The 23,679-nt window shown below is 44.7% G+C and carries 22 protein-coding genes and 1 pseudogene; 1 reads left to right on the plus strand and 22 read right to left on the minus strand.

The window, feature by feature from the left end:
• Positions 1 to 43 precede the first annotated feature (43 nt).
• From ccmI to sixA, 22 genes and pseudogenes are all read right to left on the minus strand, one after another.
• Complete coding sequence (gene ccmI / locus CCZ37_RS08890) at positions 44 to 1,261, minus strand: c-type cytochrome biogenesis protein CcmI (protein WP_010318870.1); 1,218 nt, start codon at positions 1,259 to 1,261, stop codon at positions 44 to 46.
• Positions 1,261 to 1,758 carry a cytochrome c-type biogenesis protein gene (locus CCZ37_RS08895; RefSeq protein WP_094500333.1) on the minus strand — a complete coding sequence of 166 codons (498 nt, stop codon included), beginning with the start codon at positions 1,756 to 1,758 and terminating at the stop codon, positions 1,261 to 1,263. The genes ccmI and CCZ37_RS08895 overlap by 1 nt, the downstream gene beginning before the upstream one ends.
• Positions 1,758 to 2,309: a DsbE family thiol:disulfide interchange protein gene (locus tag CCZ37_RS08900; protein ID WP_094500334.1), complete on the minus strand. Its 552-nt coding sequence runs from the start codon at positions 2,307 to 2,309 to the stop codon at positions 1,758 to 1,760. The genes CCZ37_RS08895 and CCZ37_RS08900 overlap by 1 nt, the downstream gene beginning before the upstream one ends.
• The gene (locus CCZ37_RS08905) at positions 2,310 to 4,265 is read right to left on the minus strand and encodes a heme lyase CcmF/NrfE family subunit (RefSeq protein ID WP_094500335.1); all 1,956 of its coding nucleotides are present in this window, start codon (positions 4,263 to 4,265) and stop codon (positions 2,310 to 2,312) included. It abuts the gene before it with no gap.
• Positions 4,262 to 4,747: a cytochrome c maturation protein CcmE gene (gene ccmE, locus CCZ37_RS08910; RefSeq protein ID WP_094500336.1), complete on the minus strand. Its 486-nt coding sequence runs from the start codon at positions 4,745 to 4,747 to the stop codon at positions 4,262 to 4,264. Before ccmE ends, CCZ37_RS08905 begins: the two co-directional genes overlap by 4 nt.
• Positions 4,744 to 4,950 (minus strand): heme exporter protein CcmD, encoded by a 207-nt coding sequence (gene ccmD / locus CCZ37_RS08915; protein ID WP_094500337.1) that lies wholly within the window; start codon positions 4,948 to 4,950, stop codon positions 4,744 to 4,746. Before ccmD ends, ccmE begins: the two co-directional genes overlap by 4 nt.
• Positions 4,951 to 4,952: 2 nt before the next feature.
• Complete coding sequence (locus CCZ37_RS08920) at positions 4,953 to 5,705, minus strand: heme ABC transporter permease (protein WP_094500338.1); 753 nt, start codon at positions 5,703 to 5,705, stop codon at positions 4,953 to 4,955.
• A 111-nt stretch (positions 5,706 to 5,816) separates the two neighbouring features.
• Entirely contained in the window at positions 5,817 to 6,485 is a 669-nt protein-coding gene (ccmB, locus tag CCZ37_RS08925) for a heme exporter protein CcmB (protein ID WP_010318877.1), read from the minus strand.
• Positions 6,482 to 7,105: a cytochrome c biogenesis heme-transporting ATPase CcmA gene (gene ccmA / locus CCZ37_RS08930; RefSeq protein ID WP_010318878.1), complete on the minus strand. Its 624-nt coding sequence runs from the start codon at positions 7,103 to 7,105 to the stop codon at positions 6,482 to 6,484. Before ccmA ends, ccmB begins: the two co-directional genes overlap by 4 nt.
• A 211-nt stretch (positions 7,106 to 7,316) precedes the next feature.
• On the minus strand, positions 7,317 to 7,838 hold the full coding sequence (locus tag CCZ37_RS08935) for a DUF2802 domain-containing protein (protein ID WP_029626948.1): 522 nt from the start codon (positions 7,836 to 7,838) through the stop codon (positions 7,317 to 7,319).
• A complete protein-coding gene (locus CCZ37_RS08940) occupies positions 7,814 to 8,308 on the minus strand; it encodes a chemotaxis protein CheW (protein ID WP_010318880.1) in 495 nt (164 codons plus the stop codon). The genes CCZ37_RS08935 and CCZ37_RS08940 overlap by 25 nt, the downstream gene beginning before the upstream one ends.
• Before the next feature lie 40 nt (positions 8,309 to 8,348).
• Positions 8,349 to 9,344: a chemotaxis protein CheW gene (locus tag CCZ37_RS08945; RefSeq protein WP_094500339.1), complete on the minus strand. Its 996-nt coding sequence runs from the start codon at positions 9,342 to 9,344 to the stop codon at positions 8,349 to 8,351.
• Positions 9,334 to 10,110 carry a ParA family protein gene (locus tag CCZ37_RS08950; protein ID WP_010318882.1) on the minus strand — a complete coding sequence of 259 codons (777 nt, stop codon included), beginning with the start codon at positions 10,108 to 10,110 and terminating at the stop codon, positions 9,334 to 9,336. The genes CCZ37_RS08945 and CCZ37_RS08950 overlap by 11 nt, the downstream gene beginning before the upstream one ends.
• Before the next feature lie 10 nt (positions 10,111 to 10,120).
• Positions 10,121 to 11,236, minus strand: a complete 1,116-nt coding sequence (locus CCZ37_RS08955) for a protein-glutamate methylesterase/protein-glutamine glutaminase (RefSeq protein ID WP_094500340.1) — start codon at positions 11,234 to 11,236, stop codon at positions 10,121 to 10,123.
• Positions 11,237 to 11,261: 25 nt separating this feature from the next.
• Positions 11,262 to 13,560, minus strand: a pseudogene (locus CCZ37_RS08960) (chemotaxis protein CheW).
• Positions 13,561 to 13,569: 9 nt separating this feature from the next.
• A complete protein-coding gene (locus tag CCZ37_RS08965; RefSeq protein ID WP_094500341.1) occupies positions 13,570 to 14,286 on the minus strand; it encodes a protein phosphatase CheZ in 717 nt (238 codons plus the stop codon).
• 57 nt (positions 14,287 to 14,343) lie between these two features.
• Entirely contained in the window at positions 14,344 to 14,712 is a 369-nt protein-coding gene (cheY, locus tag CCZ37_RS08970) for a chemotaxis response regulator CheY (RefSeq protein WP_033197405.1), read from the minus strand.
• A 44-nt stretch (positions 14,713 to 14,756) separates the two neighbouring features.
• Positions 14,757 to 15,491: an RNA polymerase sigma factor FliA gene (locus tag CCZ37_RS08975; protein WP_010318887.1), complete on the minus strand. Its 735-nt coding sequence runs from the start codon at positions 15,489 to 15,491 to the stop codon at positions 14,757 to 14,759.
• Entirely contained in the window at positions 15,484 to 16,371 is an 888-nt protein-coding gene (locus tag CCZ37_RS08980; protein WP_010318888.1) for a MinD/ParA family protein, read from the minus strand. The genes CCZ37_RS08975 and CCZ37_RS08980 overlap by 8 nt, the downstream gene beginning before the upstream one ends.
• 13 nt (positions 16,372 to 16,384) lie before the next feature.
• Entirely contained in the window at positions 16,385 to 17,872 is a 1,488-nt protein-coding gene (gene flhF, locus CCZ37_RS08985) for a flagellar biosynthesis GTPase FlhF (protein WP_010318889.1), read from the minus strand.
• 53 nt (positions 17,873 to 17,925) lie between these two features.
• A complete protein-coding gene (gene flhA / locus CCZ37_RS08990; RefSeq protein WP_010318890.1) occupies positions 17,926 to 20,019 on the minus strand; it encodes a flagellar biosynthesis protein FlhA in 2,094 nt (697 codons plus the stop codon).
• A gap of 181 nt (positions 20,020 to 20,200) precedes the next feature.
• Positions 20,201 to 20,665: a phosphohistidine phosphatase SixA gene (sixA, locus tag CCZ37_RS08995; RefSeq protein ID WP_094500342.1), complete on the minus strand. Its 465-nt coding sequence runs from the start codon at positions 20,663 to 20,665 to the stop codon at positions 20,201 to 20,203.
• 214 nt (positions 20,666 to 20,879) lie between these two features.
• On the opposite strand from sixA, the gene CCZ37_RS09000 reads away from it, so the two are divergent.
• Entirely contained in the window at positions 20,880 to 23,657 is a 2,778-nt protein-coding gene (locus CCZ37_RS09000) for an insulinase family protein (protein WP_094500343.1), read from the plus strand.
• Positions 23,658 to 23,679 lie beyond the last annotated feature (22 nt).

A 23,679-nucleotide genomic window follows, 5' to 3' on the forward strand; every position in this document is an offset into this window, starting at 1 on the left:
TGAGACATCGGCCTATCAATACGTTAATTGTATATAAGTGCTATTAATACTGCTTATTGATCACAACTTCAACAGGTTGACCGAGGCTCATGGCAGCACTTTCACCAAACCAATCACCTTGTTTGGTTGAAACATTGCCATCCGTATCCAAGCGTACTCGAACAATAAGCTGTGCAAGGTCGGATAACTTCCGACCCTGAACCATGCTATTGCTATCATCTAACACAACCTTAATAGGGAATTGAGTCAGTGGATAACGCGCGGCGGCAACAGGCATAGGTGCCCCATCGGAACTGTGCACAGAGACTATGAGTACTGCATTTTGTTCAAGAGTCACGCCAGCACCGAGTGAGATGGTGACAGGAACCATTTTCCCATCGATAGCTTTAGGCTGCATTTTGCTTTGTGCTCTTTCAATACTGCGCGAAAGCATCTCATAACGGCTATCTTCAGGACCAATCATCTGCTGCATTAATCGCCAATACTTCATCGCCGCTGGGTAATCCTGGCGTTCAAACGCATCAAACGCAAGTAGTGAAAACACGCGTAGATCAACATAATCTTGTTGTACTAATGCCGTTAAAATTTCACGTGCTTGATTTTGGTCAAGCTCATCTTGCGACAACATTAATGCTTGCGCATAGCCCAACTTCACATCTGCATCTTTTGGATCTAACGCATACGCTTTTTTCATTGAGCCAATCGATGTTTCTATATCTCTGTTGGCAAGTCCAATGCGCCCAAGCAGCAACCACCCGGTCGCATCTTGAGGCTGATAATGCAGACGAGTGCGCAGCGCCAGTGTGAGATCATCCATCTCATCATCACTTAAGGCAGCACCTTCTGGTGACATCATTTTTTTTGAGAGTGCAGGTAAGTTAGCGTTCACTTGCTGCCACTGCTTCACTTGACTAGCCGCACCAAATTTTAGGTAAAAGCCATAGCTTAAGATAACGACCAATAAAATCGAGGGGATCAAAACAACCATCGGTGACACATATGATGAATTTCGTTGCACCGATTGCGCAGGAATATCATCCAATAGTGACTGTTTCAGATCAGCAATCAGCTCTTGTTCGCTGTCGACCAACCCTTCTTGTGTCTCTTCGTGTAATTCTGCAAGGCGGTTTTTAAAGATCGCTTTGTTCAATTCATCACGCACTGCTGCATCGTCGTTCGCTCTGTTCTTGAAGATAGGCAGTGCAATGAAGACACAACCAAAGAAGGTCAGAATGAGGGTAGATAACCAAAAAAATGTCATTATTGTTTGTCTCCATGCTTCTCATCATCAACCGTGTCTTCGGCGAGCAACTGATTTAATCGCTCCTCCTTTTCTGCATCCCAAGCTTCACCATCTTGGGTGGTTGATGCTTTACGACGTTTGCTGCGTAACACAATAAAACCAAACCCTAGAAACACCACACTCAAAGGACCTAGCCATAAGATGGAAGTCGCCAAAGTCAACGGTGGATTGTAAGTCACAAAATTGCCGTAACGTGCAATCATGTACTCAACAATCTCTTGTTCGGACTTACCTTGCTTGGTCATTTCATAGACTTTATTACGTAAGTCCTGTGCTAATGCAGCATTTGAGTCGGCAATAGTATTGTTTTGACACTTTGGACAACGCAGTGTATTGCTCAACTCTTTAAATTGCTGCTCTTGCTGTGGATTGTCAAACTCGTACACTTCAATTGAAGATTGAACAGAAAATACCAAAGCAAAGCTAGCAATGATCGATAATATAAAACGCTTCATTACTTCACTTCCTCTAGAAGTTTCTGATACATAGGTTGCAAAGTTGTCTGCCAATTGGTTGGATTAACATCCCCCACATGGCGGTAACGAATAACGCCGTTGGCATCAATGAGAAAGGTTTCCGGCGCACCGTAAACGCCGAGATCTAAGCCTAACATACCATTACCATCGAACAGGCTGATCAAGTAAGGATTACCTAGCTCATTTAACCATTGAACCGCTTTATCTCGTTGATCTTTATAATTTAAGCCTATAATTTTTACACCATCACCCGCCAACCGATTGAGATATTGATGTTCGGCATAGCAGGTCGGGCACCAAGTTGCCCAAACATTGAGCAGTAAAGGCTCACCTTTAAATACCGCTTGGTCGTACAGTTTTCCGGGTTCAGCTAAATCTTCCAAACGGAACTCAGGAACAGGTTTACCGATAAGAACCGATTCCAATTTAGTGGGATCGTCACCCTCAGTATTTTTGACTAACTGGGTAGTAAACACGAGGGCAAGCCCAAGAAAAGCAACCAATGGAATAAATAGAATTTTCTTGTTCATCTACGCCTCCTGCTGGGAACTTTTTCTAAAACGATAGCGTTTATCGCTGATGGCTATAGCACCACCTAATGACATCAATAAAGCACCAGCCCAAATCCAACGTACAAACGGCTTGTAATAAATTCTAATTGCCCATGAATGACCATCTTCTAATCGCTCACCCATCGCAATGTACAAATCACGGGTGATACCTCGATCGATAGCCGCTTCAGTCATCATTGACTTAGCAGTACGATAAAAACGTTTTTCCGCATGAAGCGTATTGACGTATTGCCCTTGTTGAGTAATTTCAAAATCGGCAATATAACCATCGTAGTTCGGGCCATCTTTATCTCTTAACCCTTTAAAATAAAAATCATATTGCTGAATTTGAAAAGACTCGCCAGGTGCAAGACGAACATCACGCTCGATACTGTAGTTTTGCACCATAGCAATACCGATCACAGTAACGGCTAAGCCTATATGGCCCAACATCATAGCCCAGTGGCTGCGCTGTAATTTCGTTACGCCCGTCATAAAACTATGCCGATGGGTGGCTCGTTGATATAACTCAACAAGGTGCAATAAAATTATCCAAAACGCCATGACCCAGCCGATAAATGCCATAAAACTAAAGCGTTCAGCTAACAGGTACACCATAACCGCTGAAAGAATCAACGCCATCAGGCCACAGACAAACATAGGTTTCAATAAGTTGGAAAAGTTATCGCGCTTCCAACGGATCAGCGGGCCAATCCCCAATAAAAATGCAAAAGGTACCATCAGCCATGCAAAGAGCATGTTAAAGAAAGGCGCACCTATTGATACTGACCCAAGACCAATTTGTTTGTGAACTAAAGGCAGCAAGGTTCCAACCAACACAACCACTAGTGCAGCGATTAATAAGATGTTGTTGGAGAGCAGAGCATTTTCACGTGAGATCAGCTCGGCATTGCCTCGAACTCGCACGGACGCACCTTTTACCGCAAACAATAACAATGAACCACCGATGACAAACACCAAAAATCCAAGGATAAAAAGACCACGCGCCGGATCAGATGCAAATGCGTGCACCGAAACCAAAATACCTGATCGCACTAAGAATGTACCCAGTAAACTGAGTGAAAATGCTGAAATTGCCAGCAACACTGTCCAAGCTTTGAATGTGCCACGTTTTTCTGTCACGGCAAGTGAGTGCATCAATGCCGTTCCTGCCAGCCATGGCATAAACGACGCGTTTTCTACTGGATCCCAGAACCACCAGCCACCCCAGCCAAGTTCGTAGTAAGCCCACCACGAACCTAGCGCGATACCTAATGTTAGAAACAACCACGCCGCAGTTGTCCAAGGACGAGACCAACGGGCCCATGCAGTATCCAAACGACCAGTCATCAAAGAGGCTATCGCAAATGAGAAGGCCACAGAAAAACCGACATATCCCATGTATAACATCGGTGGGTGAATGATTAGTCCTGGATCTTGTAACAGCGGGTTTAAATCGCGGCCATCAACCGGAAAATAGGGTAAGGTGCGCAAAAATGGATTCGAAGTGACAATCACAAACAACAAAAATCCAACACTGATCAGCCCCATTACAGATAAGACTCGCGCTACCGATTCTTGAGGCATTCCGCGACTAAATGCAGCAACGGCAACTGTCCATAGCGCTTGGATTAAAACCCATAATAATAGCGAACCTTCATGTGCACCCCATACCGCTGTTAATCGGTAGTACCAAGGCAGTTGTGTATTCGAATTACTCGCCACGTATTGCACTGTAAAATCATTGACATAAAATGCCCACAACAAAATACAAAATGAAACAAGCAGTAATAAAAACATTCCCCACGCCAACGGTCGTGCAGTATTCATTAGCATGGTGTTATTTTTTGAAGCACCAATAAGCGGAAGTGAACTCAGTAAGATAGCAAGCCCAAGCGATACAATAAGAGCAAAATGTCCAATTTCAACGATCATTTATTACTTCCTTGTTTCTGCTCTGAGCTATAAATTAAAGGCTCATGCGTTTTCTTCATCGCTTCAGCAATTTCCGGTGGCATATAGTTTTCATCGTGCTTGGCTAGCACTTCAAACGCTTCCACTGTGGTGGCATCTTTCAATACACCTTGCGCAACAATCCCCTGACCTTCTCTAAACAAGTCGGGTAAAATGCCTTCATACTCAACCGTTACATTTGGACCAACATCGTGGAGCTGAAATGTTATCTTTAGCGAACTAGGATCCCTTTTCACAGACCCAACCACCACCATGCCACCAATGCGTAGCCTTTGACCCACTTTTGGTTTTGTCCCATCGGGTTTACCGTGTACAAGCTCGGTCGGCGTATAGAAAAGGTCCATATTTTGACTCAGTGCATACAACATCAAACCAATGGTGGCACCAGCCCCAATAATCAATGCCAAAATAATGGTGAGTCTTTTTTTGCGTCTTGGGGTCATAAGGTGTTCTCCATATGTTTTGCTGCATCAATTCTGGCTTGGCGTTCAACCTTTGCTTGCACATCTTGCAACAAGGCTTTACCACGTCTGATGCTGAGCATCAGTAAAATAAACATGGATAAAAAGGTGATGCCAAATGCACTCCATACATAGACGGAATAACCGCCCATCGCCAAGAAATCACTTAAAGAGTCAAAATGCATGATCAGTTACCTTTCTGTGTTTGAAGGGTTGCCAATTCGATAACCCAAGGGCGATGGCTCTCTTTACTGATAATTTCATTGCGTAAGCGGACCATAGTGACCGCAGCAAAAAAGAAAGCAAAACCAAAAATATTGAGCAGCAGTGGCCACAACATGTCACTGGATATGGAAGGCTTTTCAAATTTAGTAATCGTGGCACCTTGATGCAGGGTATTCCACCACTCAACGGAGAAATGAATGATAGGTAGATTGATCACACCAACAATGGCCAGTAGACCTGCGGCTTTTGCAGCCGTGTTTTGATCATCAAAGGCATGGTAAAGCCCAATCACTCCCAAATAGAGGAACAGTAGAATCAGCTCAGAGGTCAGACGAGCATCCCATACCCACCAAGTTCCCCACATCGGTTTGCCCCAAATGGCCCCAGTAATTAATGCAATAAACGTAAACACCGCACCGATGGGCGCCATTGCAGCAGCGGCCATGTTCGACAGTTTAAGTTGCCAAACTAGACCAATGAAAGCCGCAATCGCCATCGACATATAAATGCCCATTGACCAAATGGCGGAAGGGACATGAATGTAAATGATTCTGAAGCTGTCGCCTTGTTGATAGTCTGCCGGAGCATAAGCTAAGCCAAGAATATTACCGACCACCAAGCATAATATAGCGAGCCCTGCAAACCAAGGCAGCAACTTTCCACATAGCCGATAGGCGGATTCAGGCTTTGCATAGGGATGGAGCCATTTCCACATTGTATTGTCTCACTCTTACTTCATTGCTTCTGAGCATGTCTCTGCTCAGTTTATTGTGTTGTTAATATGCAACGCTCAAATGCATTGCTGAAAATATCGTTCGTACTTAATTTAGTTAACGCTGACTCTCAATGCTGCGCTAATAGCAAACGGGGTTAAGGTCATCGCTCCCATAAACATCGCCCCCAACATAGCCAATTGACCGTTGTAGAGCATACCAAGTGATGCCGCATCAATGGCTGATGTGGCGAAAATTAAAATCGGGATATATAAGGGTAAAACTAGCAGGCTCAATAGTACGCCACCTTTTTGCAACCCTACGGTCAATGCAACACCAATAGCGCCGATAAAACTCAACGTTGGCGTGCCAATGAACAAAGTCAATACAACCGCAAGCCACGTATTAAAATCTAATGACAATAATACGGCTAGCAATGGGCTAATTAAAATTAAAGGCAGTCCAGTCAATAACCAATGAGCCACTACTTTGGAAATAACAACGATGGGTAATGGAACAGGGATCAGCATCATTTGTTCAAGCGACCCGTCTTGAAAATCATCACGAAACAGACGCTCAAGTGATAGTAGCGCTGACAATAGCGCTGCGACCCAAACAATACCTGCGGCGATACGGGCTAGCAAAGCAGGTTCAGGGCCAATACTCAACGGAAATAGCGTAATCACTATGATAAAAAACCACAATGGATTAAAAATGTCCGCTTGGCGACGAAAGGCGATCAATAATTCACGACGGATGATCATCCCCATGATCACAATCATGATTCATACCCTAATTTAATTTTTCGTAATTGCGGATAGTCAGAAAACATATCTTGGTGCGTGGTCAACACAACAATACCACCTTGTTGTGCATGTCCTAGAAATAAGGCTTCCAATACTTTGACACCTTGCTTATCAATCGCAGTTAACGGTTCATCTAAAATCCACAACTTTTGCTGACTGAGCCATAAACGGGCCAGTGCAACTCGGCGCTGTTGTCCGGCAGAAAGTTGGCCTACAGCTACGTCTTCTCGGCCAGCTAAACCCACTTGAGCCAAGGCTTGATGTATCGCTTGAGAAAATGATCCCGAGTTATGTACTGATTGATAAAAATGAAGATTCTCAAATGCCGTCAAATCACGCTTAACTCCTGTTTGATGACCAAGAAACAGTAAATCTTGATGGTAATCATCACGGTTAGACTCAATATTCACTCCATTCCACGAAATAGAGCCATCGTCTCTATCACCTAACCCGGCAATAATTCGTAATAAGGTTGTTTTACCTGTGCCGTTCCGTCCTTCAATCTGCACCAATTCACCAGCACGAATCACAAAGCTAAGTGCTTCAAACAGAACTCTTTCATCACGAATTGCGGTCAGGTTATTTACTTCAAGCATGTGCATCTAAATCGAGAAATTTGAGCCGCTATATTAGCACACCACACCTAAGACAAAACATAATAAGACTATTACCAGTCACGAAACTAGGTAAGAAACTGTTAATTTTTCATTGTTTTTTGTCTTATTTACTACTTTATAGTTACATTTAGCCACATTGAAAAATAGAGAGGGAAGCCATTGGCTTCCCTCTCTATTTTCGCTCTGTCGACTATTTTTGGGCAGGTCGCCGGCTTTGCACCCGCTCGCGACCTTCCGGATGACTGCTCAATGGCGGGATGCTTTCATGCCCTGAAATTTTCTTCTGCAAGGACATCATCAACTCAGCTTCAGCTTTAGGTAGCTCACACTCTTCAATAAGCTCATTGATGTCAGCACCGAGTTGGACCATTTTTGTCGCTCGGCTGTATAAACGCCCATCCGTATCAACATGTTCCAATTCAGTGATTCGCTCGTTTAAATGCTGGATGAGATCCTGCTGATCCGTCACTTTTTGGCCAAGACCAATAGCAACTGAGCGTATCTCTAACAGTTGCCTATTCGTCTTTTGCAACTCCTTATCTAACGATCGGGCTTGTTGTCTTTGGTGATCAATCTGTTGGGCAAGTCCCTGACGCACACGAAGTAACACCAGCAAAAAAAGCACAACAACAAAAACCGTGCTCCCTATAAGAATAACTGGAGCACTGAACAACATAGCTTCGCTCATTATAGGTGGTCCATCTCGTCCCACTCGTCTTCAGTTAGCAGTTTATTCAGGTCAACAAGGATCAATAGTTTGCCATCACGGTTGCTCACTCCTTGAATAAACTTAGCGCTCTCATCGGTACCAACACTTGGTGTAGTATCGATTTCAGAAGAACGCAGGTAAACCACTTCAGCAACGCTATCGACTAAAATACCAATCACTTGGCGCTCAGATTCAATCACAATGATGCGTGTATTATCCGTGATTTCACCTTGCATTAAGCCAAAACGAGATCGTGTATCAATGACGGTCACAACATTACCACGTAGGTTAATGATGCCAAGAACATAATCAGGAGCACCTGGTACCGGTGCAATTTCTGTATAGCGAAGCACTTCACGTACCTGCATTACATTAATTCCGTATGTTTCTTCTTCTAGTTGGAACGTCACCCACTGAAGCACTTCGTCGTTAGACTTGTCTTTTCTTACTTCTACTTCGTTAGTCTGAGACATACCTTTTCCTCTCTAAGTCGATTCCGACATCAATGTATTATTATTTCTCTAGTGCTTTTACATCAAGCCCTGCATTAAGCATAGCTATCAATGCTTCAACATGGATCAAAGCACACATTTTTTCTTTTACCATTCCAGCAAGCCACGGCCTTTTACCTGCTTTTTCTCGCCAGCGGACCTTCTCTGAGTTTAGCAATTCTGTACCCATAAGCTGAGTACTTGCTAACCCCCACATACTGTCACCAAGCATGACGATGTATTGATAGCCTTCTTTGTAGCTATCATCATGGAGCTTTTCTGCCATCACCCATTTTGCCGTATCGACGACATCTAGCTGATTATCTTTATTAGTTTGCAGCCCAAGGTACCAAGCAGGTCGACCGATTAAATGATTGAGCACTCCCATGCGATGGATACCCCCGAGCTCATCAAGCGGGACAGCAAATGTTACGCTGTTCACTTCAAAATAGAGTACTTGAAAATCTCGAGTTCTCGCCGTGCTTTGCCACATACCAATTTCGGAGTAGCCAGCTTGCGTTTGACGTGCGACTTCAACGGTTAATTGTTCAACAACTTCCACATCAACAGCAAATTCTTCAACAGTGTCTGCCGCAGTCAGAATTTCAACTTCAACTTCAACTTCAGTTTCCAAAGTATCGGTGGGAATGTCCCACTCTTGGATCTCTTCAACAATTTCAGCCACTGGTTGAGTTTTTAAAGCGATCTGAACGGTGTTTTGCTCCATGACCTCTTCCAGCTCTAACTCTGCGACTGGATTACTTGATTCTAACTGGCTTAATAAGCGCTGCACGTCATCTAAATTCGGCAGATCAAACTCAACCACTTCAGCATGATAATAGCTTTTTTCCGGAACAGATTGCACCGATGTCGAAAGCGCTAACTCAGGTTCAGCAAGGGACAATTCTTTTTGCTCTTCCGCTTTCAGCTCAAGTTCAATCGCTTCTTCATCTAATAACGCTGTAAAGTAGTCATCGAGTGCTTGTTCACTGGATAAAAATGGCCCACTACTCATCAATAGCTAGCCTCTCTAAATAAATCAGCAATTGTTTATAAGCAAAAACACCACGGCTACCTTCGGCAAAATGAGAAGCAGGTAAGCGCTTTAAACTCGCGTCACGGAACTTGGTATCTATAGGTACAGCAGAGCTCCACACTTGTTCTGGATAATCTTTTTTAAGTTGATTCAGCGTTTGCAAAGAAGCCCGGGTTCGCTTGTCGTACATAGTCGGTACGATAGTCACTTTGAACGATCGACTACGAGATTTTTGCATGATGGCTAAGGTGCGAATCATCCTTTCGAGCCCTTTCATAGCCAGAAACTCAGTCTGTACTGGAATTAAGATACGATCGCTGGCGGCCAATGCATTAACCATCATTACCCCCAAGATTGGAGGACAGTCGATCAACACGTAGTCATAATTATGACGCAATGTAAGAAGCGCACGTTTCAAAATCAGCCCCATCCCACTGCGGTTGCCCATGACTCTATCTAAAGTGGCTAGAGACATATGGGCAGGGATGAGATCAATGCCTTCAACATCGGTTTTTAGGATAAGAGGGATAACACTCTGCTCTGTTAACTCACGTTGCTGAAATAGGTCAAACAGGCTGACAGGCACGCCATCAGAATCATAACCTAAGTATGTAGTAAGCGAGGCGTGAGGATCAGTATCAACCAACAGCACTCTTTTGCCTTGCTGACTTAGCAAACCGGCAAGCGTAATCGTTGTGGTCGTTTTACCCACTCCGCCTTTTTGGTTTGCAATACTCCATACGATCATTGAACTTCCTTTATGCGAGGCCAACTTCAACTAACATTCGTTCTGATATACGCTCTAACGGTAAATCTTCAGACGAGATACCCGCTTTGGCGACAGCTTGCGGCATACCATACACCACGCAGCTTTCTTCATCCTGAGCCCAAATGGTTGCCCCTGCGGCTTGTAACATTCGAGCCCCTTCACGACCATCGGCTCCCATACCAGTCAATACCATTGACAGTACTTTATCGGCATAAATCTTTGCCGCAGAACCGAATGTTATATCGACACACGGTTTATAATTCATACGTTCACCACCATCGATAATGCGCAATTTAGCACTACCCGGGCGGCCCTCAATCATCATCTGTTTACCACCCGGAGCCAAATAAGCAACGCCTGGGCGCAGCGCATCACCATCCTCAGCTTCCTTCACTTCTATTTTACAAAGTGAATTTAGTCGACTTGCAAATGCTGCTGTAAAGGTGGCTGGCATGTGCTGAATGAGTACGATCGGATGTGGATAATTGGCAGGCAACTTCGTCAATATCTTTTGTAACGCAACCGGGCCACCTGTAGAGGTACCGATAGCGGTCAACTGATATTTTTTACCTGTAGCTTTAAAGCGAGCCAATGTGCCCATTGATTTCGGCGCAGGGGAGCTCGGCGTTGCAGCCGTCGTTCTGCTGGCAAACGGCGATGACGAGTTCGGTACAGGGCGTGAAACCAAAGGTCTTCTCAGCATCCCTTTTTTTGACGCGATTTGAATAACCCGTTGCTGCAATAAAACAACAGCCTCATCGCGGTTACGGGCAATATCTTCAAATTTTTTCGGTAAAAAATCTAACGCTCCAGCATCTAAAGCATCTAGCGTTGCTTTGGCACCATCATGAGTCAGTGATGAGAACATCAAGATCGGGATCGGGTTCGCAGCCATGATTTCACGGACGGCAGTAATACCATCCATAACTGGCATCTCAATATCCATTGTGATGACATCAGGCTTTAAGATTCTCGCTTTTTCTACGGCTTCTTTACCGTTGGTTGCAACATCAATCACTTCTAGACGGGTGTCGGAGTTAATAATTTCACTCACACGCCGCCTAAAAAAGCTCGAATCATCAACGACTAATACTCTAATCGCCATGGGTATCCTTATATTGTGTGCTCATTTAAATGCGGGAAGCAGCAGCATACTGCTTAAGCAAATCTGGCACATCTAGTATTAGTGCAATATGTCCATCGCTGGTAATCGTCGCCCCAGCCATACCCGGTGTTCTTTGAAGAAGCTTATCTAGTGGTTTGATTACCACTTCTTCTTGGCCAATTAAGGTATCAACGACAAAACCAACTCGCTGGCTACCGATCTGAACAATAACAACATGTCCATGACCTTTACGCAGTTCTATTTTCCCCGCTTTAGGTGCGAGCCAATTCTGTAAGTAGAAGAGTGGTATCGATTTTTTACGTACTATGATGGTCAATTGTCCATCAACGACGTTCGTCCGGCTAAGATCAAGGTGGAAGATTTCATTCACGCTCGCAAGCGGTAGAGCAAATGGATGCCCTGCGACCCCAACCATCAATGTCGGTAAGATAGCGAGTGTTAGCGGCACTTTGATCGTAATCTTAGTCCCTTTGCCCATCTCAGAATCGATGTCAATTGAACCATTGAGTGTATTGATGGCTGTTTTTACAACATCCATCCCAACACCACGACCAGAAATGTCTGAAATCTGCTCTTTACTGGAGAATCCAGCCATAAAGATTAAGTTAAAACACTCTTTATTGGAGAGGCGTGACGCCGCATCTTCATCCATCATACCGCGTTTCACCGCAATGCTACGCAACTTATCTGGGTCCATACCGCCGCCATCATCGACGATAGCTAGCTCAATATGGTCACCTTCTTGCGAAGCTGAGAGTATGATTTTACCCGTGCTTGGTTTTCCAGATTTGCTGCGCACATCTGGCATTTCAATACCGTGATCAACTGAGTTACGCACTAAGTGAATCAATGGGGTCTGCAAGCGCTTCGACCAAGTTTTTATCAAGGTCTGTTTCTTCGCCACGCGTTTCAAGCACGATGTCTTTTTTCAAGGTACGTGCAAGGTCTCGAACCACGCGAGGAAAACGGCCGAACACTTTCTTAATCGGTTGCATACGCGTTTTCATGACAGCGCCTTGCAAATCCGCGGTAACCACATCAAGGTTAGCCACTGCTTTGGCCATCTCTTCGTCGTTACTATTAAGCCCCAGACTCAGCAAGCGGTTACGAACTAGCACCAATTCGCCAATCATGTTCATAATGATGTCGAGCGTTGATGTATCAACACGGACTGTTGTTTCTGGTTGAGTCTGCGCTTTTTTAGCAGCAGGTGCTGATACTTCTTTTTTCTCAGCCACTGCAACCGGAGCTTTCGCCGGGGAAGAGGCGGCTGGAGCCGTTACTTTAGGCTGAGGTGCAGGTGTAGGTTTCGCCGCTTCAGCCTTCGGTTTTGCGGTCTCTGTTGGTTTTACAGGCTCCGCTGGCTTCACATTTTCAGAGGCAGGCCTGGTTGCCATTTCCAACTCTTCTGGCAGTGGGCCTTTTCCCGAACCATGCAGATCGTCAAGAAGCTTTTCAAACTCCTCGTCAGTCATCAGATCATCGCCACCACCAGCAGAAGCTTTAGGTGCCGCTGTTGATTTTGGTGGAGGAGTAGAAGACGTGGAGGCGGATTTTGCTGCAACCTCAGGAGCAGATTCGACTGTTGGAGCCTTACCTACGCCATGCAGATCATCAAGCAGCTTTTCAAATTCGTCATCCGTAATATCACCACTAGTAGCCGCTGATGCACTTGGGGCTTTAGGCGCTGGGGGCGGTGCGGCATTTTCAGAATGAACATTGGGCGCAGTGCCTTTACCATGTAATTCGTCTAACAGTTTTTCAAATTCATCTTGCGTGATTTCATCGATAGAATTTGAATCTATCGCTTGTGATACTGTTGGTTGAGCAACTTCAGGCTCAGGCGCTTCGATAACCTCCTCTTCCTCAACTTCAGCAATAACAGGCTCCACTTCGTCAATTTCATCTTCAGAAGCAGGGCGACACAATTTATGAAGTTCATCGAGGAGAGCGGGATCTGCTGGCTCTAAAGGTTCTTGATCTTGAACAGCGCGAAACTGTGCATTAACGGTGTCTAAAGCTCGTAACATCGTATCCATTAAGCTTGATGTTACGCTTCTTTGACCATTGCGTAAGATATCAAATACGTTCTCGGCACCGTGGCACGTCTCAACCAGCTCGGTGAGGGCAAGAAACCCGGCCCCACCTTTAACGGTATGGAAACCGCGGAAAATCGCATTTAATAACTCCCTGTCTTCGGGGTTGTTCTCAAGTTCAACCAATTGCTCTGAGAGCAATTCGAGAATTTCACCTGCTTCAACCAAAAAGTCCTGAAGAATGTCGTCGTCTAATTCATAGCTCATACGTTACCCCTAAAAACCAAGACTCGATAATAAATCATCGACTTCGTCTTGAGATGAAACCGCATCGGCTCTTTCATGAGGGTTCAAAATAGGACCTTCAGGTTCGATAGATGGGTTCTTCTTGTCTGTTTTTTGTTCTATTTGGTTAGCCCCAAAGGCAGTGAGAATCTCAACTAGGCGTTTCTCAACTTCATTAACCAGCGTAATAACACGTCGAATTATTTGGCCAGTAAGATCTTGAAAGTCTTGAGCCATCAATATCTCAGTTAGCTGACCTCGTAATTCGCTGCTGTTTCCCTCAACTTGCGATAGCAAGTCATCAATGCGGTGGCAAAGTGCTTTAAACTCGATAAGATCAATTCGCCCATGCATTAACTCATTCCATTGTGGACGCACTTTTAACAAACCTTCGTGAAGGCTGTCAGCGATCGGCATACACCGATCTACCGCATCCATTGTCTTATTCGCAGCTACTTCGGTTTTATCAATCACGTATTGTAGGCGATCCCTTGCATCTGGAATTTCGTCATTTGCAATCTCAGCCATCCGTTCATCAAGGTTGAACTGCTTGAGTGATTCGTGCAGCTCCCTTGTCAAAGTGCCTATTTCTTGCAGCATCGGATTGCTTGCTTTGTCATAGGTCTCTTTCAAGAGCAGATTCGCCTGCTCTTGCTGTCCATTTTCCAGTAGCTGAACGAGTTCTTTTGCTTGTTCTAATGAAATCATCGATTAGCCTTTTCGCGCATAAATGAATAGAGCACCTTTTGCCTGTGACCGCACGCTTTATAAACGCTCGAAAATTTTATCCAGTTTCTCTTTAAGCGTAGCAGCCGTAAATGGTTTTACGATATAGCCATTTACACCGGCTTGGGCGGCTTCGATGATTTGTTCGCGTTTTGCTTCTGCGGTGATCATCAGAACAGGGAGATGCTTAAGTTCTGCGTCTGCTCGGATATTTTTCAGCAAATCGATACCTTGCATGCCCGGCATATTCCAGTCTGTAACTACAAACTCAAAATCACCTTTCTTTAGCATAGGCAACGCTGTCAGGCCATCATCTGCTTCTTGGGTATTATTGAAGCCCAAATCACGAAGTAGATTCTTAACAATACGGCGCATTGTTGAAAAGTCGTCAACAATAAGGATCTTCATGTTTTTATTCAAAATTGCCTCCACTGAGCTCGAAATCAGTGATATTAGTCATTTTGCGTCCAAGAACTTAACTTTGTTCTTAGTCGCTGCATAGATTGGCTCAGTATCTGGCTAACGCGGGATTCGCTAACGCCTAAAACCTCACCAATTTCTTTTAAGTTTAGCTCTTCATCATAATAGAGCGAAAGTACCAAAGCTTCACGTTCTGGAAGTGATTTTATTGATTCAACCAATGCTTTACGAAACGATTCATCGGCTACTCCCTTAAATGGCGAGTTGTCTTCATCGTCATCCAAAGGAGAAATTGCATCATCAGAAATACCTAAATCTTCGATTCCGACAATCCGTGAGCAATTAATGTCAGTTAATACAGTATGGTACTGATCGAGCGACATGCCTAAATACTTCGCAACTTCTGTATCAGTTGGGTTTCGGTTTAGCTCACCTTCTAGAACTGAAATTGCATGGGTTATCTCTCGGTTGTGTTTATGAACCGAGCGTGGAACCCAATCACCACGCCGAATATCGTCGAGCATAGCTCCACGAATTCGAATTCCTGCATAGGTTTCAAAGCTTGCACCTTTACTCCCATCATAATTTTTTTGTGCTTCAAGTAGGCCTATCATTCCTGCTTGTATTAAATCTTCGACCAATACGTTTGGTGGCAGGCGACCTGCTAAATGGTGTGCAATACGCTTAACCAATACAGAGTATTTTTCTAAAAATGCTTGTTGGCTCTTTAGGTTTCCGTGTTGGTCATAAGTAAGCGCTTTATTCACCGAATGGTTCCCCTACACTTTCTGTTCTATTTAGCAAACGCTCGACAAAAAATTCCAAATGGCCAGTCGGCGTTCTTGGAATTGGCCACGTTAACGCTTTGCTTGCTAACGAGCTAATTGCCAATGCCGCAGGTGACCGCGGGAACGCATCGACCACTATTTTTTGTTTTTTTACTGCTTGGCGCACTTTATCATCCAAAGGTATGCAAGCAACAAGTTCAAGGCTCACATTTAGGAATCTTTCTGTCACTAATGTTAATTTAGCAAATAATTCCCGTCCTTCACGATAACTTCTCACCATATTGGCCACAATTTTAAAACGTTGCACTTGGTGTTCACGACTTAACAGTTTGATCAAGGCGTAGGCATCAGTGATGGACGTCGGTTCATCACATACCACGATCACTACATCTTGTGCGGCGCGGCAGAAGCTCACGACCATATCAGAAATACCCGCCGCCGTATCGATGAGCAGAATATCCATCTCATCTTCTAAACTGCCAAAGGCGCGTATTAAACCAACATGTTGGGCGTGTGACAACTCTGTCATTGACTGTGTACCCGAAGTCGCTGGGATTATGCGTATCCCAAAAGGCCCTTCGACGATGGCATCCTTGAGTTCACACTCGCCAGCCAGTACATGCCCTAAGTTTCGCTTCGGGCGTATGCCAAGCATAACATCCACGTTAGCCAAACCTAAATCTGCATCCAACACCATGACTTTTTTACCTTGGCGAGCCATGCAGATCGCCATGCCGAGTGTCACGTGAGATTTACCCACGCCACCTTTGCCACCCGTCACAGAAATGACTTTGGTCAGTGACGGTTGAGTTAAGCGGCGTAAACCGCTCGCTTGGTCATATATCATATTATTCGCCATATTTGTCCGCCGCCTAGAATCTCTCGGAGTCGCTGCTCCAATAGTGAGGTTCATTCTCTGTCGACTTCTCTAGCAATTCGTTTGCCTTTGCAACCATGTACTTTGGCTGGGCAATCACAATATCTTCTGGTACACGCTGGCCATTCGCAATGTAAGCAACCGGCAGTGCGTTTTGAACCACGACACTCACAAATTCCCCTAAGCTCAATGACTCATCAAGCTTAGTCATAATGCACCCTGAAAGAGGGATCCTTCTAAAGTGCTCGATTGTTTCTTGCAATACTTTTCTTTGTGCCGTTGCAGGCAGTACAAGGTAGCTGTGGATGACTTCGCCACTCTCTTGCATCAGGGTATCAAGCTGCTCTGATAACCGAACATCACGCTGCCCCATCCCTGCGGTATCGACTAAAATTAAACGCCGATTTCTTAGCTGATATATTACATCGGCTAACTCACTGGAATCTTTAGCAACTCTTACTGGACAACCCATAATTCGGCCATAAATAGAGAGCTGTTCATGAGCACCGATACGGTAGGTATCGGTGGTGACAAGAGCGACGTTATCAGCGCCATACTCCATAGCGGCGCGAGCGGCCAATTTAGCAATGGTGGTGGTTTTACCAACCCCTGTTGGACCTAATAGCGCAACGACACCACCACGTTTCAGAATGTCTTGTTTGGAAACAGGGACTTGATCGGCAACTAAGCCAAGCAGTGCCTTCCAAGCTTTAGTCGGAGCCGTATCTTCTGGAATATAGCACGCGAGCTGGTCAGCCAATTCTAACGAAACGCCCATACGTTCAAGCCTTTTAATAAGCATGGCACGCAAAGGCTCTCTGCGTTCAACTTCTTGCCACATCAATCCTGAAACTTGATGCTCTAGCAGTTGTCGTATTGAGGTCATCTCTTCGCGCATGTTTTCTAGCTCAGGGTTCGAAACACTCGCCTCTTGTACCGGATGACGATCATAGCGTGATGGATCTAGCTTGGGCGTTTGACGCGTGGAGGCCCTTCTATCATCAGCAATTAATTTTGCTAATGGGGAATCGGCTCGTAACTCTACGCCACTGCGTCCTGAGTTGGTATTGGATGAGCTTGATTGACGTTGCAATAACGCAGAGAGCGAATCTTCATTTTCGGCGTGGTAATCTGAATCTGAGCCGCTAGGCGTGCTGTACTGCTTTAGCATATTCGCGAATCGTTTGGTCATTGAACGTCCGGCATCTGCGCTATTTTGCAGACTGACACGATCGTCATCCAACTCGCGAGAGGATTTGTTCACAGACGGCGTGACTTGGGTGTAACCTTGCTGTTTAGGCTGCGAATTATAGCGCTTGGCGCTGTTTTGCTGAGTAGGTTGTTCACCATCCACTGCAGCAACGATCTCAACACCACCCGCGACTTTTTTATTCGACATGATCACCGCTTCCGCACCAAGCTCTTCTTTCACTTGCAGCAGTGCAGTTCGCATATCTTTGGCAAAAAATCGTTTTATTTTCAAAGCAGATATCCGTGTTTAAATGGCTAAAGCCCGATTAAGTGACAACAGTTTCGTTAGTTACCAACGGCTTGAACAATCCGAATTTGTTTCTCGTCAGGTATTTCTTGATAAGAGAGCACACGCAAATTAGGTATCGTGTTTTTCACAAACTTCGCCAAAGTTGAACGAAGCACGCCAGACGTGAGTAACACGGCAGGCTCACCTTTCAATTCTTGCTCTTGCGTTGCATGGCTCAGCGCCGCTTGTAAACGCTCTGCTAAGCCAGGTTCAATACCTGCCGATTCTCCTCCTGACGCCTGCATGGTTTGATGCAATATTTGTTCCAGCTCAGGAATTAGCGTTATCACTGGCAGTTCAGGCTCTATACCATTGATTTCCTGAACGATTAAACGTTTCAATGAAATTCGAACAGCCGCCGTTAGGATGTCAGGTTCTTGACTCCGCCCAGAATACTCCGCCAAGGTTTGTATTATGGTTCGAATATCTCGGATCGGAATCGCTTCATTGAGTAGGTTTTGCAGTACCTTAACGACAGTACCCAACGGCAGTTGATCTGGGACGAAGTTTTCAACCAACCTTGGCGCTGATCGACCCAGCATTTCAATTAAGTTTTGCACCTCTTCATGACCAATCAGTTGTGAGGCGTTATTAGTGAGAAGCTGACTCAAATGAGTGGCGAGTACAGTCGATGAGTCTACGACTGTGTAACCCAGAGCTTGTGCATGCTCGCGCTGCTCTTCACGAATCCAAACCGCTTCAAGACCGAATGCAGGATCAAGTGTGCGTTCACCGTCAATAACGCCATAAACTTGACCAGGGTTAATCGCCAGTTCTTGATCTGGGCGGATCTCCGCTTCACCAACAGCAACCCCCATTAGGGTAATGCGATAACTATTGGGCGTTAATTCTAAATTGTCGCGAATATGCACTGCGGGGATGAGAAAACCAAAGTCTTGCGAAAGTTTTTTCCGAACACCTTTTACGCGTTCGAGCAGCTCTCCACCTTGATCTCGGTCCACCAGCGGTATCAATCGATAGCCCACTTCCAAGCCAATCACATCGACGGGTTGAACATCATCCCAAGATAGCTCTTTTTGAGTAGGTGTATCGTTGTCCACTTTTGCTGGCAGTTTCTTTTCATCGGCGGTTTTTTTCTGTTTGCGTATCATCCAATACGCGCAACCACCCGCTAATGCGGCTAGCAGTAAAAAAGCAAAGTGAGGCATGCCAGGTACAATACCCATGATGCCGAGAATACAAGCGGTGATCATTAGAGCTTTAGGGTTATCAAACAGTTGGAAGACAACTTGTTCTCCCATATCTTCATCGATATTTTGACGGGTGACCATCATCGCAGCACCAATCGACAGTAGCAATGAGGGGATCTGAGCCACTAAACCATCACCAATGGTCAGCAGTGTGTAGATTTGGATCGCTTCTTTAAACCCCAACCCATGCTGCGCCATTCCAATCGATAAGCCACCAATAATATTAATGAATAAGATTAAGATCCCGGCAATCGCATCCCCTTTGACAAATTTTGATGCACCGTCCATTGAACCGTAGAAATCCGCTTCTTTGGTTACTTCAAAACGTCTTAATCGCGCTTGATCTTGGTCGATTAATCCCGCATTCAAATCTGCATCTATCGCCATTTGCTTACCCGGTAACGCATCCAAAGTAAAACGAGCACTCACCTCAGAAATACGCCCTGCACCTTTGGTTACGACCATAAAGTTGATGATCATTAAGATCAAAAACACCACTAAACCAACGGCGTAATTACCACCAATCACCACACTACCAAATGCTTCAATGACGTTACCAGCGGCGCCGGGGCCTTCATGACCATACAATAAAACCACACGGGTTGAAGCGACGTTCAAGGCTAGTCGAAGTAAGGTTGCAATAAGCAAAACAGTAGGAAATGCAGCAAAATCAAGCGGTCTACGGGTATAGACTGTGACCAGCAATACCACCATCGCTAAAGCAATGTTAAAGGTGAAAAACAGATCTAATAGGAAGGCTGGGATCGGTAAAACGACCATAGCCAGCGTGGCTAATACCATAACCGGCGCACCGATTGCTGGTATACTTCGCTGCGGTATTGATGGCAATTTATCTGCAAATGGGAGAGTAAATTTCATAGGTTAGCAAGCAATCTGTTGATAAATGTCTATAAATGCGACCATGCGTTAACTCAGCGATGCAATTTTTAGTCCAGCAAAACAGTCAAAATAATGGCTACATTGGCAAAGGCAATAACCCTTTACTTAACGTAGCCTAGTAATTCAAATTACGTGAACTTCTTTTACTTTGAATGGTGGTTTAAGGATTAATACTCCAGATCTGCACTCCTTTACGCAACTCTCTATCGTATTCGATACCAATCAAACCTGAGGTGGGGAACATTGGAGGTACTAAATCGGTAACAAATTCAGCCGCAAGATAGCCAACTAACGGTAAATGAGACACCAGCAGCACTGATTCGATTTGTTCTACATCGGCCAAGGCAGAGACATAATCAAATACCACTTCTGCTTTCCCATAAGGTGTGATGTCATCACAGGTTACAACATCATCGGCATGAAAATAGGAGGCTATCGCAGCCCATGTTTGCTGCGCCCGTAAGTAAGGACTCACCAGTACTTTATCTACATGGCGAAGATCTTGCTTTTCACAAGCACGAGCCACAGCAACAGACTCACGAAGGCCTCTTTCGGTTAAGGCCCTTTGTGCATCACTCGCTGCATAATGTTCAGCTTCTCCGTGACGCATAATAAAAATCTTCATTACTCATTCCTAGTGGTTATTATCTATGCCGTCTAGGCGGCTTTATTCTCGATTATATCAGGCAAGCAAGCAAAGACTTCGACACTGTTAACAGTCTATTAAAAAGTCTCCTGAAGGACTAAAATAGCACTTTGCTCATAAAATCATTGCTTGAAATTTGCACCTAACCGTTTCAACGCCATAATTAAAAAAGCCTTTTCTGTGGAGAGTCACTGTGCATTTAAGCCCTAACGACACCAATCAATACCGCTACATTACGTTAACTAATGGTCTGAGAACATTACTTATTCAAACGAATGATGCCCAAAAGTCAGCCGCTGCTTTAGCGATTAATGTAGGGCATTTTGATGACCCTAAAGACAGAGAAGGTCTTGCCCACTATCTGGAACATATGCTGTTTTTAGGCACCGAAAAGTATCCGAAAATTGGTGAGTTTCAAAGTTTTATTAATCAACATGGTGGCAGCAATAATGCATGGACTGGTACAGAGCACACCTGTTTTTTCTTTGATGTAAGCCCAAATCATTTTGAAAAAGCCTTGGATCGATTCAGCCAATTCTTTTGTGCCCCCTTATTTAATCAAGAAGCTCTGGATAAAGAACGCCAAGCGGTGGATTCTGAATTTAAACTCAAACAGAATGATGATTCGAGAAGGCTCTATCAGGTTCAAAAAGAAACCATCAATCCGCAACACCCGTTTGCTAAATTTTCAGTGGGTAATTTAGAAACGTTGTGTGATAGAAATGGTCTCTCTATCCGCGAAGAAATTGTCCGTTTTCACCATGAAAACTACTCAGCTGATTTGATGACGCTCTCGCTAGCAGGCCCACAGACACTTGATGAGTTAGAGCAGTGGGCAAGAGATGAATTTTCCTCCATCCCAAATAAACAGCTCGGCCCGAAAAAAATCGAGGTGCCTTTTGTTTTAGACGCGCACCGCGGCGTCTTGATTCAAATCGAGCCACGAAAAGAGATCCGCAAACTAACTTTAAGCTTCCCAGCCCCAAGCATGGATGACTTTTATCATGTCAAACCTCTCTCTTATTTCGCCCATCTCATCGGTTACGAAGGTGAAGGCAGTTTAATGTTGGCATTAAAAGAGAAAGGTTGGATCACGTCCTTATCGGCTGGAGGCGGCGCAAGTGGCAGCAATTATCGTGAGTTTTCGATAAGTTTTAGCCTGACACATGAAGGCGTAAAACACGTCGACAACATCATCCAGTCACTCTTTACTCAGATTAAATTAATCGCAGAGCAGGGCCTGAACGAATGGCGTTACCTTGAGAAAAGAGCGGTGCTTGAATCGGCTTTTCGCTTTCAAGAAACGACAAGGCCATTAGACATGGTCAGCCATTTAGTGGTTAATATGCAGCACTATCAACCGCAAGACACCATCTATGGCGATTATATGATGGCGGGCTACAACGAATCGCTACTTAAGCAAGCACTTCATTATTTGACTCCTGCAAATCTACGCGCCACGTTAATTGCTAAAGATGGGTATTACGATAAGAAAGCGAAATGGTATTTTACACCCTATTCAATTACTCGATTATCGGCGTCACAACTTGCAACATTCGCAACCCCTTGCGACATTGAAACAAACTTACCACCACTCAATCCTTTTATCTGTTACGACTTAGACCCAAAACCGTTAGAGCCTTCAACGTCTTTACACCCGGAAATCATTGAAGAGTTACCAGGCTTTCGTTTATGGCATCGACAAGACCATGAATTTAGAGTGCCTAAAGGGGTAATTTACATCGCGATTGATAGCCCGAACTCGGTAGCCACTGCTCGAAATATTGTTAAAACCCGTCTCTGTGTGGAAATGTTTTTAGACTCGCTGGCCACGGAAACTTACCAAGCAGAAATTGCTGGGATGAGTTACAACATGTACGCGCATCAGGGCGGCGTTACTCTGATGCTTTCTGGTTTTAGCGAAAAGCAACCACAGTTAATGGAGATGATTCTCGCACGCTTTGCTAAACGTGATTTTAGCCTAAAACGCTTTAACACCATCAAGCAACAACTGCTTCGTAACTGGCAAAACACCACTAAAGATCGTCCAATTTCGCAGCTTTTCAATGCAATGACGGGTATTTTACAACCCAACAACCCTCCTTATGAAACGCTACTTGATGCCTTAAAACAGATAGAAGTCGATGAGCTCAGTGATTTCGTTGAACAAATATTAGCGCAACTTCATGTTGAGATGTTTGTCTATGGCGACTGGTTAAGAAGTGATGCACAAGCGATGGCAGATACGCTTAAAAACGCATTACGAGTCAAAGATCAACAGTACGAGGAATCATTAAGACCACTCGTCATGCTCGGAGAGAGTGGGACTTTTCAAAAAGAGGTTCACTGCGATCAAGAAGATTCTGCTGTGGTGGTCTATTATCAGTGCAATGATGCCACACCCCGCAGCATCGCCTTATATTCATTAGCTAATCACTTGATGTCCGCTACATTTTTTCATGAAATTCGCACTAAGCAGCAACTTGGTTATATGGTCGGAACGGGCAACATGCCATTAAACCGTCACCCAGGCATCGTACTCTATGTCCAGTCACCGAATGCTGCCCCTTATGAGCTGATTAGCGCTGTAGATGAATTTTTAAATGCTTTTTACATGGTGCTGCTGGAGCTCAACGAATACCAGTGGCACAGCAGTAAACGCGGTTTATGGAATCAAATTTCAACCCCCGACCCCACCCTTCGCAGCCGTGCGCAAAGACTTTGGGTTGCTATCGGCAATAAAGATGCCGGCTTTGATCAAAGAGAGCAGGTTTTGAGTGAACTGAAATCACTCAGCCGCAGTGATATGATTCGCTTTGTGGTCAATGAGCTAAAACCAAGGACCGCCAATCGACTGATCATGCACAGCCAAGGAAACGCACATCAAACGGTTCAGAAACTCAGTTTAGGGCAAGAAATTGGCTCAATTGAAGCGTTCCAGCTTCGGCCTAAAAGCTATAACTTAGGATAACAGTACTTCATCGCCATCAGAG

It is taken from the genome of Vibrio qinghaiensis (genome assembly GCF_002257545.1).
In the GTDB taxonomy this organism is placed as follows: domain Bacteria; phylum Pseudomonadota; class Gammaproteobacteria; order Enterobacterales; family Vibrionaceae; genus Vibrio; species Vibrio ordalii.

Coding starts and splice junctions, on each gene's coding strand:
- CCZ37_RS08920 (WP_094500338.1), bottom strand. CDS start 5,705: ATGTGGAAATGGCTCCATCCCTATGCAAAGCCTGAATCCGCCTATCGG.
- ccmI (WP_010318870.1), bottom strand. CDS start 1,261: ATGACATTTTTTTGGTTATCTACCCTCATTCTGACCTTCTTTGGTTGT.
- CCZ37_RS08895 (WP_094500333.1), bottom strand. CDS start 1,758: ATGAAGCGTTTTATATTATCGATCATTGCTAGCTTTGCTTTGGTATTT.
- CCZ37_RS08905 (WP_094500335.1), bottom strand. CDS start 4,265: ATGATCGTTGAAATTGGACATTTTGCTCTTATTGTATCGCTTGGGCTT.
- CCZ37_RS08940 (WP_010318880.1), bottom strand. CDS start 8,308: ATGTCTCAGACTAACGAAGTAGAAGTAAGAAAAGACAAGTCTAACGAC.
- sixA (WP_094500342.1), bottom strand. CDS start 20,665: ATGAAGATTTTTATTATGCGTCACGGAGAAGCTGAACATTATGCAGCG.
- ccmB (WP_010318877.1), bottom strand. CDS start 6,485: ATGATTGTGATCATGGGGATGATCATCCGTCGTGAATTATTGATCGCC.
- CCZ37_RS08980 (WP_010318888.1), bottom strand. CDS start 16,371: ATGGCGAATAATATGATATATGACCAAGCGAGCGGTTTACGCCGCTTA.
- cheY (WP_033197405.1), bottom strand. CDS start 14,712: ATGAAGATCCTTATTGTTGACGACTTTTCAACAATGCGCCGTATTGTT.
- ccmE (WP_094500336.1), bottom strand. CDS start 4,747: ATGACCCCAAGACGCAAAAAAAGACTCACCATTATTTTGGCATTGATT.
- CCZ37_RS08950 (WP_010318882.1), bottom strand. CDS start 10,110: ATGATCGTATGGAGTATTGCAAACCAAAAAGGCGGAGTGGGTAAAACG.
- CCZ37_RS08955 (WP_094500340.1), bottom strand. CDS start 11,236: ATGGCGATTAGAGTATTAGTCGTTGATGATTCGAGCTTTTTTAGGCGG.
- ccmD (WP_094500337.1), bottom strand. CDS start 4,950: ATGCATTTTGACTCTTTAAGTGATTTCTTGGCGATGGGCGGTTATTCC.
- ccmA (WP_010318878.1), bottom strand. CDS start 7,105: ATGCTTGAAGTAAATAACCTGACCGCAATTCGTGATGAAAGAGTTCTG.
- CCZ37_RS08965 (WP_094500341.1), bottom strand. CDS start 14,286: ATGATTTCATTAGAACAAGCAAAAGAACTCGTTCAGCTACTGGAAAAT.
- flhA (WP_010318890.1), bottom strand. CDS start 20,019: ATGAAATTTACTCTCCCATTTGCAGATAAATTGCCATCAATACCGCAG.
- CCZ37_RS08900 (WP_094500334.1), bottom strand. CDS start 2,309: ATGAACAAGAAAATTCTATTTATTCCATTGGTTGCTTTTCTTGGGCTT.